The sequence below is a fragment of the Marinobacter metalliresistant genome, assembly GCF_038098645.1.
In the GTDB taxonomy this organism is placed as follows: domain Bacteria; phylum Pseudomonadota; class Gammaproteobacteria; order Pseudomonadales; family Oleiphilaceae; genus Marinobacter; species Marinobacter metalliresistant.
Map to the genome: position 1 here is coordinate 692,004 of NZ_CP101118.1, position 11,912 is coordinate 703,915.

8 protein-coding genes are annotated in these 11,912 nt (G+C 58.8%); 3 read left to right on the forward strand and 5 right to left on the reverse strand.

Translation table 11 applies throughout. From position 1 onward, the window contains the following. Positions 1-28 precede the first annotated feature (28 nt). Positions 29-1,387, forward strand: coding sequence for an aminodeoxychorismate synthase component I (gene pabB, locus NLK58_RS03270; RefSeq protein ID WP_117617249.1), 1,359 nt, complete (start codon positions 29-31; stop codon positions 1,385-1,387). Positions 1,388-1,528: 141 nt separating this feature from the next. On the opposite strand, the gene thrH is transcribed toward pabB, so the two are convergent. Next, positions 1,529-2,143, reverse strand: a complete 615-nt coding sequence (gene thrH / locus NLK58_RS03275) for a bifunctional phosphoserine phosphatase/homoserine phosphotransferase ThrH (RefSeq protein WP_117620250.1) — start codon at positions 2,141-2,143, stop codon at positions 1,529-1,531. Between the two features lie 211 nt (positions 2,144-2,354). Here thrH and NLK58_RS03280 point away from each other — a divergent pair, with 211 nt between their 5' ends. Next, entirely contained in the window at positions 2,355-3,077 is a 723-nt protein-coding gene (locus NLK58_RS03280) for a phosphoadenylyl-sulfate reductase (protein ID WP_117617250.1), read from the forward strand. 29 nt (positions 3,078-3,106) lie between these two features. Here NLK58_RS03280 and cysB read toward each other — a convergent pair whose 3' ends face one another. Then, entirely contained in the window at positions 3,107-4,084 is a 978-nt protein-coding gene (gene cysB, locus NLK58_RS03285; RefSeq protein ID WP_117617251.1) for an HTH-type transcriptional regulator CysB, read from the reverse strand. A 291-nt stretch (positions 4,085-4,375) separates the two neighbouring features. On the opposite strand from cysB, the gene NLK58_RS03290 reads away from it, so the two are divergent. Next, positions 4,376-7,096, forward strand: a complete 2,721-nt coding sequence (locus NLK58_RS03290; RefSeq protein WP_341582025.1) for a LuxR C-terminal-related transcriptional regulator — start codon at positions 4,376-4,378, stop codon at positions 7,094-7,096. Between the two features lie 297 nt (positions 7,097-7,393). Here the strand turns inward: NLK58_RS03290 and dinG are convergent, their stop codons facing one another. Genes dinG through NLK58_RS03305 form a run of 3 tightly spaced genes read right to left on the reverse strand, consistent with a single transcriptional unit; the run spans position 7,394 to position 11,912 of the window. After that, positions 7,394-9,523, reverse strand: coding sequence for an ATP-dependent DNA helicase DinG (dinG, locus tag NLK58_RS03295; RefSeq protein ID WP_341582026.1), 2,130 nt, complete (start codon positions 9,521-9,523; stop codon positions 7,394-7,396). After that, a complete protein-coding gene (locus tag NLK58_RS03300) occupies positions 9,523-10,161 on the reverse strand; it encodes a general secretion pathway protein GspB (protein ID WP_341582027.1) in 639 nt (212 codons plus the stop codon). The genes dinG and NLK58_RS03300 overlap by 1 nt, the downstream gene beginning before the upstream one ends. Positions 10,162-10,163: 2 nt before the next feature. Beyond that, positions 10,164-11,912 (reverse strand): AAA family ATPase, encoded by a 1,749-nt coding sequence (locus tag NLK58_RS03305; RefSeq protein ID WP_341582028.1) that lies wholly within the window; start codon positions 11,910-11,912, stop codon positions 10,164-10,166.

Consider the following 11,912-nt stretch of genomic DNA (forward strand, 5'->3'; position numbering starts at 1 on the left):
CATTTTTTCAAAATTCTTCGGAGGTACCTTGAGCCCGGCCACGACCCGCCAGCTTTCTCGGGATGAATTCAGGCGCCTGCTTCGGGAGGCTTCGGGGAAGGATGATTTTGTCCATGTCGGCACCGTGGGTGAAGGCCCGGGGCGTGGTACCTGGAGTGGGTTTTCGTGCAGTGCGGTCCAAAGCCGGGTTCTGTATCCGGGCGATACGGACAGTGACAGGATCGCACGGCTGGCCGAAGAAATGGAAACGGAAGCGGCCAGGTATGCGGGGTATTCGGTTGGCCTTGACTGCCTCGCCGGTGGGTGGATTGGCTTTCTGAGTTACGAACTGGGTTATATCCGGGAGCCGCGACTTGCTCCCATCTGCCCCACGCCCCCCGTGCCGTTGCTCGCCGCAGGGCTTTACCTGTGGCTGGCCAGCCATAACCGGAAAACCGGGGACTATTGCCTCTGGATACACCCGAACTGTCCCGGTAGCCTGGTCACTCAGATCAACGGATGGCTTTCGCTTTCGTTTCATACGGAAAGCCAACCGTGCTCCTGGAAGGTCACGGAACCTTTCAAACCCAGGCAAGCGCCCGAAGCCTTCAAGGCAAGCGTTCAGGCCATCCGGGATTACATCCGCGCCGGCGACTGCTATCAGGCCAACCTGTCGCAGGAATTTGTCGGAAAGTTCACTGGTGACCCCTGGTGCGCTTTTCAGGCATTGGCAAACGCCAACCCCACGCCCTATAGCGCGTTCGTCCGTGCCGGAGAGCACTCCGTGCTTTCGATCTCACCAGAACGATTCCTTGAAATTAAGGGCCGTACGGTCAGGACAAGCCCCATCAAAGGCACTCGCCCCCGCGGGAAAACGACCAATGAGGATGCATCTCTCGCCGCCGAACTTCAGACCTCGGAAAAGGATAGGGCCGAAAACCTGATGATCGTCGATCTGCTGCGCAATGATCTCAGCCTGAACGCCAGAACCGGCAGCGTGAAAGTCGGCAAGCTGTTTGCCCTTGAGTCCTACCGGAACGTCCACCACCTGGTCAGCCACATCCGGGCGGAGCTGGCGGACGGCATAACCCCCATGAAGGCCCTGTTCGATGCCTTCCCGGGCGGGTCCATCACCGGCGCGCCCAAAATCCGGGCCATGGAAATCATCCGGGAACTGGAACCCCACTGGCGCGGCCCCTACTGTGGCTCGATTTTCTATCGCGGACTGGATGGCACCCTGGACAGCAACATCGCCATACGCACCATGCTGTGCGACGGCAAGGGCACCATTCGTTGCTGGGGCGGTGGCGGTATCGTGGCGGATTCCGATCCGGAGGCCGAGTATCAGGAGACCCTGGCGAAGGTCGGGCCTTTGATGCGGTTTCTGGAAACGTTGGTTATCGAGTAGTGAAAATGGGGTCAGATGAAAATGGGGTCAGATGAAAATTTCATCTGACCCCATTTTCATCTGACCCCGAATTCTGATCAGGCGTTGTGTGAACATGGGGTCAGAAGAAGGCTTTCTTCTGACCCCTTTTCAGCCGTCGACTCAGGCGCTGTGAATGGCGCTGGCCTTAAGGAATTCCTGCCTCAAATCATCGAAGTTGTGCACCGCCGGGAACTGCGGAAACTCATCAATGACATTCCGGGGCGCGTGGAACAGAATGCCGGCCTCGGCCTGGCCCAGCATGGTGGTGTCGTTGTAGGAATCACCCGCGGCGATGACGCGGTAGTTCAGCAGCTGGAAGGCCCTTACAGACTGACGCTTGGGATCGCGCTGGCGCAGAAGGTAGTTGGCGATCCGGCCATTATCCGCCACTTCAAGTTTGTGGCACAGCAATGCCGGGTAGCCCAGCTTCTTCATCAGCGGCATGGCGAATTCGTAGAAGGTGTCCGACAGAATCACCACCTGAAAACGCTCCCGCAGCCAGTCCAGGAATTCCCGGGCACCGGGAAGTGGGTCCAGCTCACCGATCACTTCCTGAATCTGGGGCAAGCCGTAGCCATGCTGGTCCAGCAGTTTCAGGCGCTGCTTCATCAGGACATCGTAATCCGGAATGTCGCGGGTGGTGGCCTTGAGCTCATCAATGCCGGTTTTTTCGGCGAACGCGATCCAGATTTCCGGGATCAATACTCCTTCAAGGTCAAGGCATGCGAGTTCCACAACGGTCTCCTGATTGATTGGTAGGGGCAGCAGCGGCAAATTCACCGGCCGGGATACGGAGCGTATGATAAGAAAAACCGGGCGGGAATGCATCGTGGAAGTGTAAGTCCATCCTGATAAACGGCGGAATAACCATATAGATTGTCATTCCTTCAGGGTATGAGGCATTTGATGGTAGCCTTTTCACACATTTAGATTAGGTGATTCCGGCATGACCGATATTCAAACCTTGCGGGAGGAGCTCGAAGGCCAGAGCCCCCGTTCGATTCTCAAGGCCGCCCTGAAACAGTACGACAACATCGCGATCTCCTTCAGCGGTGCGGAAGATGTGGTACTGATCGAGATGGCCCACAAGCTCACCGACAATCTGCGGGTATTCACCCTGGATACCGGGCGCCTGCATCCGGAAACCTACGAGTTTGTGGAACGCGTTCGTAAACACTATGGCATAGAGATCGAGGTTCTGTTTCCGGACGCGGAGGAAGTTCAGGACATGGTCAACAAGAAGGGCCTGTTCAGCTTTTACGAAGATGGCCACGGGGAATGTTGCGGTATCCGCAAGGTCAATCCGCTGCGCCGCAAGCTGGCCACGGTTGATGCCTGGATAACCGGCCAGCGCAAGGACCAGAGCCCGGATACCCGCAACGACGTGCCGGTCGTTCAGGAAGATACTGCGTTCTCAACCGATGAGAAAACCCTGGTGAAGTTCAATCCGCTGGCGAACTGGACTTCAAAAGAAGTCTGGGACTACATCCGGATGTCCGAGGCGCCCTATAACGAGCTGCATGAAAAAGGGTTCGTCAGCATTGGCTGCCAGCCGTGCACCCGCCCTGTCCTGCCGGGACAACATGAGCGGGAAGGTCGCTGGTGGTGGGAAGAAGCCACCCAGAAAGAGTGTGGCCTTCATGCGGATAATCTGATCGCCCGGGACTGACCGGGCGGCGAGCTACCCGCGCTCACCGGTTAATAAGTGGGTAGCTCGATTTCCCTGAACAACTCCTCAATTTCTGATCGACTTCCCTGGTGAGCGACCGCTTCGTCCACCTTCTCTTTGGCAAGATGTGGTGCAAAGCGCTGGATGAAGTCGTACATATAGCCCCGTAGGAAAGTGCCTTTTCGGAACCCGATGCGCGTCACGCTGGGGCGGAAAAGTTTCCGGGCGTCCAAAGCAACCAGATCGGTATCGGTTTTCGGGTCGAATGCCATACTGGCGATGATCCCGACACCGAGGCCGAGCCGCACATACGTCTTGATAACGTCCGCATCCGCCGCCGTGAACACGACCTTGGGTGTCAGCCCCTGGGACTGGAACGCTTCGTCAAGTTTTGAACGACCGGTAAAACCGAATACGTAGGTGACCAACGGGTATTCCGCCAGCTCGGCCAGTGTCAGTTCCGGCAACGTCGCAAGCGGGTGATCCCTGGGCACGATCACACTGCGATTCCACCGGTAGCAGGGCATCATGATCAGGTCGTTAAACAACTCCATGCCCTCTGTCGCAATCGCAAAGTCAACAGCGCCGTTAGCGGCCATTTCCGAGATCTGCATGGGCGTTCCCTGATGCATATGCAGGGAAACGTCCGGATACGCCTCAATGAAACCGCTGATCACCGGCGGCAGCGCGTAACGGGCCTGGGTGTGGGTGGTGGCAATACTCAGGTCCCCCTTGCGCTGGTTACTGAATTCCTGGGCAATCTTCTTGATGCCCTCCACCCGCCGGAGAATCTCTCCCGCCTCCCGGATGATAATCTCGCCGCCCGGGGTAATACGGGTCAGGTGCTTACCGCTGCGGGCGAATACCTCCAGGCCCAGTTCATCCTCCAGCAGACGGACCTGCTTGGAGATACCCGGCTGGGAGGTAAAGAGGCTTTGAGCGGTTGCGGACACATTCAGGTCGTGATGCGCAACTTCCCAGATGTAGCGCAACTGTTGTAGTTTCATTGAGTCTGTTGCTCCCTGGAGATCGAAGGACCCTGAAGAAGAATACGCATAAAAATACAGGCTTTCATTCTTTTTTAATATAGGCAATTCTCTTCACACAGTTTAGACCAAAATTGCATTTCCGCAGCCCCTGATAAAACCCGGTCGTGAACAAGAGCGATTAAGACTGATTAATAGTGATTAATAGTGATTAAGACTGATTACGAGTGATCCAGTGCGTCCATGGCCCTTGACTTGGTCACGACAAAGGACACAATCCCTAATCGATACGCTCCACCTTTCAGGGAAACCATGCTGCTGACCACCAAATTCCTCAGGCCCACCTCTGATTCCCGCGCGGTAAAACGCGAGCGGTTGAGTGCGCTCCTTGAGCCCGATGGCCCGAGACGCCTGAATCTGGTGATTGCACCGGCAGGGTTCGGAAAAACCACCCTGGTGGCTCAATGGTGCTCGCGGTCGTCATCACCGGCCGCATGGCTTTCCCTGGACGAGCACGATGATGAGCCGAGGCGCTTCTGGCAGTATGTTACCGGCGCCTTCGAACACGCCGGCCTGACCGGTGCCGGTGAGCTGCGCAAACAACTGGCCCACGGCACCGACGAGGCCTTCACCGAAGCGATTACAGGGCTAATCAACACCCTGGCACGGGATGGCAGCCCCTGGACCCTGGTACTGGACGATTTTCATTTCATTCACGAACCTGCCATACACCGGCAATTCGCCTATTTTGTCGATTACCTGCCTCCGGGCGTCGCCGTAACCCTTGCTTCCCGGACCGAACCGCCGCTGCCTCTGGCACGGTGGCGGGTGCGCCGCTGGACCCAGGACCTACATCCCGGACTCCTGGCGTTTTCAGAAGAAGAATGCCGGCAATTTTTTCAGGGCACCATGGGCCTGGACATTTCCGAGGAAGACGTCCGGGCAATTTGCCGGAAAACAGAAGGCTGGGTTGCCGCCATGCAGCTGTCGGCACTGTCCGGCAAAGGAAACCCGGCGGGAACGAAGCAGATTGATCTGGACGAGCGCCATATCAGTGACTATGTATTGAGCGAGGTATTAGACCAACAGCCGGCGGAACTGGCGGATTTTCTGCTGGAAACCGCCTGCTGTCCGCGCCTGTGCGCCTCATTATGCGATTCGATCCGCAGCTCCGGCGACAGCCAGGAAATCCTGGAGAAGTTGCTCAGCCAGAACCTTTTCCTGATCCCCCTCGACACCCGGAATGAGTGGTTTCGTTATCACGATCTGTTCCGGGATGCCCTGCTCCTTCGTATTCGTCACAGCCAACCCGAGAAGGCAGCGCAATTGTGGCAGAGAACCGTAGACTGGTTGCTGGCCCACGGCCATGTTCAGGAAGGCATTGCCCAGATCGTCCGTCACGCAGACTGGCACTGGCTGGCCCGGGTACTGGCCGAGCATGGCAATAACCTGATTCATGGCGGATATCATTTACCGGTTCTGAACTGGCTAGACGCCCTGCCCCAGGATCTGGTCACCGACAACCCACAACTTCAGATGCTGCGAATCTGGGGGCTGTTCTTCGCCAACCGTGTGGACACCCTGGCGCCCTTGCTGAGCTCTCTGGAAGATCTTCTCGACCGGCACGTGGCGGATTCCCATCCTGATGCCGAAGGCGCGCTCGGGCTCCAGAGCGAGATCTCACTGATGCGCTCATACCTGGCCCGGACCCGCAGCGATGACAAAAGCGCCACCGATCTCACACGGCAGGTTCTGAAAGAAATCGATCATACCCGCATCCCCCTGAAATCGGTGACCTATTACGGTCTGGGCCTGGACTACTATGGCAAGGGCGAGCTCACCGAAGCCGAAGACGCCCTGCAGTCCGCCGTCCGCTACGGTCAGGTGGAACAAAAGCCGAGCACCGTTCTCTCCAGCGGCGGATTGCTGGCATGGATTCAGTACAACCGTAGCGATATTGACCTGGCCCTGGATACCTGCACCGATATCCGTCAGTGGGTGGACCGGCACTATGCGGACCCCAGCCAGCCCAGGCTGATTTCCTGCTGGCAGAACAGCACCTTGTGCGAAATTCACCGGGAGCGGGACCATCCCCAGCTTGCGGCCACCCACCTTCAACCATTGCTTGAACACGTGGAACGGGGCACGGAAGCCGGGCAGCACGTGGTCATCCAGTACGTCCGCGGCCACCTTGCCTTCAGCGAGGGCAAACTCCAGGAGGCCATCGAGGCGCTGGAGGACGCCGCCCAAACCGCCCGGAAACGCCGGGAACAGATTCTTTTCGAACCACCGGCCAGTACCGCCCTGCTGGCTCGGTGCTACCTGGCCGCCGGTTTCCCGGACAAAGCCCGGGGCTGTCTCGATTCAAGAGTGGATGCCGAGTTCACCAATCCCCTGAACCGGGAACAGAACCGGATCAGTGAGGCGCGGGTAATGGTGGCCCTGGATCAACCTGAACGGGCCCAGGAAATTCTCAGCGCACTCCTTCAGCCGGCCGAGCGTAACGCCCACAACCGTCATCTGGTGGAGATCCTGCTGGTTTATGGCGAGGCCCTGGCACTTCAGGGCCGCACAGAAGAGTCCCGACAAATGCTCACCCGGGCAATCAGCCGGGCCGCCGACGCCGGATTTATGCGGTTGCTGGCAGAAGAAAGCCCGCACCTCCGTTCGCTCCTGCTGTCTTTACCCGCGCTGAACGCACCGGGTAGCTGGAACAGCGGCGTGCGGACCATGCTTCTGAAGCAGGAAGAGATGGCTGGAACGGCCGCGGCAACCCGGGCGACTGAAACCGTCAGGTCGCCGGAACGCTCAGCCAAAACACCGGAAACCCTTCCAGAGCCCCTCAGCCAGCGTGAGCTGGAAGTGCTTGCACTGATTCACCAGGGCCACGCCAACAAGGAGATTGCTTCCCGGATGAGTGTGGCTCCGGCCACCGTCAAGGCCCACATCCGTAACCTTTACGGCAAGCTGGGCGTGGGCCGAAGAACCGAAGCGCTGGCCCGGGCGCGGCAACTCGGGCTCCTTGATAACTGACAACAGCGCCCACGAAATGGGACCCCTGTCACATTTAACTGCAACTTTCTAAGCCTGCTACGCCCTTTGGACGATCCGTTTACGCCCCCTGCTCCTCTATCATTTGTTCAACGGTGAGGGAAACCTTGCCAGGAATTCTGAAACTTCAGGCCTTCAGATTTCTTGTTCCGCGTTGTTTCGACGCCCGGGTTCAAAAGGACCCCTTTGATGAGAGCCACCCCATCTGGGCTGGCTCTTTTTTTTGGGCGGGCTATCTACCTGAACGCATCGTACTCGAAAGAATGGTGCCGGGGAGGATCAGCGTTCGATGATCCGCCGGAACGGCGGCAAGGCATCAAGCAACAGCTGGCCGTAGCGCCTGGCGATGATCCGGCGATCCAGAATGGTGACCCGGCCGGTATCCTGCTCGGTCCTGAGCAAGCGCCCGACCGCCTGAACCAGCTTGATCGAGGCATCGGGCACCGTGATCTCCATAAACGGATTACCACCACGCCGGGTTACCCATTCAGCAAGGCCTGCCTCTATCGGATCATCCGGCACAGAGAACGGCAGTCGGGTAATGACCACGTGGTGGAGGTATTTACCCGGCAGGTCGATACCCTCGGCAAAACTGGCCACCCCAAAGAGCACACTGGGCCGCCCCTCATCCACGCGGCTGCAATGCTGGCGAAGCACCTCACCCTTGGCCATGTCATCCTGGGTGATAATCAGCTCCGGATAGTCCGGCGCCAGTGCGTCACGCACCTGGATCATCTGGCGCCGGGAAGTGAACAGAACCAGCGTTGCCTTTTCACCTGCCCACAGATCGGGCAGGCGCTTGACCAGCTCATCGGTAAACCCGTCATCGGTCGGCAGGGCAGACATCGCCGGCACTTCCACGGTGGCCATTTCGGCATAACGGAAGGAACTGGGAACCACCAGGAAACGGCTGTCCTGGGGCAATCCCGCCCGGGCGTTAAGCCGGTCAAACCGGCCGAGCGCGGTCAGCGTTGCGCTGGTCAGCACAGCCCCGTAGGCCCGGGACCAGAGCCGGGAATACAGCAGATTGTCTGCGAGCACCGGAGAGCTGTAGAGGGTAATGTCTTCGGCGTGATCCCATCGCTGCCGGACCGCCCAGCGCGCGGGAGGCGGGCTACCTCCTTGCTCACACCAGGCCGTCCAAAGTCTCAACTGATCTTCGGCACGACTGTGGAAAGAGCCGATCACCGGATACCATGCCTCGGCAGTCTCACGGTCTAATTCGTGCTCTTTGCGTTCATCAAACGCCCCCTGCAACTCATCCGCCAGCACACCAAGCTGACGCACCAGGTTCGCGGTGGCAATCCGGGTCTCAGCCGACAGATCCGCCATGGCTTCGGGGAGCTCACCCTCCGGGTAACGCCACTGGGCTGTTCGGCGCTCCTCGTTGAATTCCCAGCCGGTATTCTGCTCTGCTTCCTCATAGACCCTGGCCAGAACAAGATCGACATCCCGGGACGCAGAGCCAATACGGTCGAGACTCTTGGCAGCCTGGCTGCCTCCCGGCAGGTAAGGCTGCATTTTGACCAGCGCCTGGGAGAGTTGCTTCAGCCACTGGCGTGTGGCGTTCAGGGAAACCGAGGCGGCAAAATGATTCAGGGCCTTGTCCGGAAGGTGATGGGCCTCATCAAAAATGTACAAAGCCTTTTCAGGCTCGGGCAAAATGGCACCGCCACCGAGCGCCAGATCCGCCAGCACCAGATCATGGTTCGCCACTACGATATCGGCATCATCCAGATCTTTCCGGGCGTCGAAAAACGCGCAGCTGTCGAAGTAGCTGCAGTGGCGGTTGGTGCACTGCCGGTGGTCTGTTGTGACCTGGCGCCAGACATCATCCGGAATCTGCTCCGGCCAGTGGTCCCGGTCGCCATCCCAGTTTCTTGAACCATAACTGGCGAGCATCTCCTCGAAGAAAGCCCGTGTGCCCGACGCTTCGGACCTGGGGCCATCCAGCAGGAACAGCGGCATGGTGTCGCTGTCGCCATTGCCCTCGTCGTGCAGGCGCGCCTCCAGTCTGGACATGCAAAGATACCGGCCCCGCCCCTTGGCGAGGGTCCAGTTGAAATCCATCTTGCTGTGCTTTTTGAGGTCCGGAAGGTCCTTCAGAACAATCTGATCCTGCAATGCAACGGTGGCCGTGGAAATAACCAGGGTTTTGCCCAGGGCTTTGGCCACGGGAATTGCCGCTATAAGATAAGCCAGGGTCTTGCCGGTACCGGTCCCCGCCTCTACAACGCACGCTGACGCCGGCGAGGTTCTCTGGCCATCGTTCCCGGTGATCTCACCCATGTATTTTGCAATTTCAGCGATCATCAACCGCTGGCCGTAGCGGGCACGGATATCCTTGCCTGCCAGCACGTCGCGGTAGCCCTGCTGAATCTCGTGCTTGGTGTCGTCAGTCAGAGCCATTATCGGGGGCTCACCCAGTCCCGGACCACACCAACCCGGAAGCGTTGACCGTTAAGGCTGAGTACAACGCCCTCCCCGGTGATGTCTTCCACCCGCAGACCGGAAAACGAATCACCGATTCGCAGATAGGCATTATTAATCATGACGCGGCGGGACGCCGGGGATGATGAGTAGATATGGCTGTTAAAGGTCAAATCCGGGACACTCTTCTGAAACGAAAGCGGCAACTCTACCAGATGGGGCACCCTGCCCGCCTGCTCAGGCACCGACAAGGGTGGAAAAGTCTGTGATGAATCGGATGAGGGTACAATAATGGTCGCCCGCTCCCGGGGCACGGGCGCCGCGGCGGCCTCAGCCTTCGGCAGGCTCACAGGTGATTCCGGTTCCTGTTCCGGTTCCGGTGCCGCCGGTGGCGCTTCAACCTGTTCGGCCGGCTGATCTGGTGGCTGGGAGCCTGGCCAGAAGACAAACGCCAGCACGCCGGCGTTGAGCATCAGGGCGACAGTGACCCAGGCCACCGGCGATACCCGCTTCTTCTTTGGCCGGTGTATCAACTGCACCTGCTGGCCAAGGTCGGGCACCCGCCCCTGGCGGCGCTCCGTTTCGGATTTTCTTAATGCGTCAAGAATATAAGACATAGTTACTCTCGATTTCCCGACCGATTTCCCGACCGATTTCCCGACCGGTTTCCCGACACTGAGGGCTGAAGCCGGGGAACAGACGCCTCAAGATCGTTATTCATCTGGATGATGGTCATGGCGCCAGCGATTCCGTCAACGGTAAGACCCCGGAGGGACTGATACCAGCGAACCTGCTCTTCGGCACTCATCCGCTTGATCTGATCGCTTTCCGGGCGGCCGGCACTGAGCGTCTCCGCCAGCTCCATCATCCGGGCGCCAATCCATAACTGCTGGCCGTTTCCGGTACTGTAAAAGCCGTCGCCGGTGAGGTATTCCGGAAGGCGCCACAATACCCGGTATTCCCCAAACCAGTAAGGCTCGATACTGGCGAACGATAGCTCCACGTTAGCGGACGGCAACGCAGCTTCGGCCATGTCGCCATCAAGGTGACGAATCACAACGTAACCGTCGTTGCCGGCCTGATCCTGAAGCCGCAACATCGCCGGGCGATCCAGAAACTCAAGGCTCCGGCGACTGCCCTGCCGCTCCAGACACGCCAACCCGTTTTCTCTGGCAAAATCACAGGCCACTGGCGCATCGGCGGGCTGGTAATTGCGCCCCCAGATCCCGAATAACATCCGGAAGGCATCGACTGAATCCAGCAGCTGACCGGGAACGTCCAGTTCCGCAAGAGCCTGGCGCTCAGCAACTTCGTTGTTGTTCGCGGAATCTGCCGTTTCCGGCATTTCCGCCTCAGCCATTTTGCCCGGCTCATCCGCAACCCGCTCGATGGCACCCTGCAATAGCTCCCCCGGGGGCTGCTCAGCGAAAGCCGGCTCGCCCGGGGCCCAACGCTCAAACAGCCAGGCGGTTCCGATAATGGCAACAAGCATGGATGCCGCAACGATCAGGTACTGGGATCTGTCTGGTGAGCCACCTTGCCGCGATGGCCCGGGGCCAGCGGAATGGCCACGAACCTCTTTTGCTGCGTGCCGAATGTGATCAGCGGTAATTTCATGCTCACCTTCCGCGTAGGCCCCAAGCAGAGCCCGGTCGCTGATCAGATTGATCAGCCGGGGAATACCCTGGCTTTCCCGGTACAGTCGCTGAACGGCCCGGGGCGAGAAAATGTCCCCGCGCATGCCGGCCACGCGGAGTCGATAGCGAAGGTAGGCCGGCAGCTCGTCCTTGCCAATCGCATCAAGGTGATAACGCGCGGTTACCCGCTGGTTCAGTTGCCGCAGTTCCGGAAGGGCAAGTATCTCCTGCAGTTCCGGCTGGCCAAGCAGGACAATTTGCAGCAGTTTTTTCTCGGCGGTTTCCAGATTGGTCAGGAGCCTGAGTTGTTCAAGCACCTCCGCAGACAGATTCTGGGCTTCGTCGATCATCAACACCTTGTGACGGCCCGCCGCGTGCGCCTTCAGCAGGTCCTGGTTGATGAGATCCACCAGTTCCTTGATGGTGGCGCCGATGTCGTGGGGAATCTCAAGCTCGTCGCAGATGGAGGACAGCAACTCCCGCGCAGAGAGCCGGGGGTTGAGAATCAGCGCTATATCGACATTGTCCGGAGCGTTTTCAATAAAGCAGCGGGATACCGTGGTCTTCCCGGTCCCTACTTCACCGGTAATCACAATGAAGCCGCCCTGGCCCTGAACACCGTACATCAGGTGCGCCAGAGCTTCCTTGTGGCGATCACTGAGATAGAGGTAACGGGGGTCTGGGGCGATAGAAAACGGCGGTTCGCGAAAGCCGAAAAAATCGTAATACAT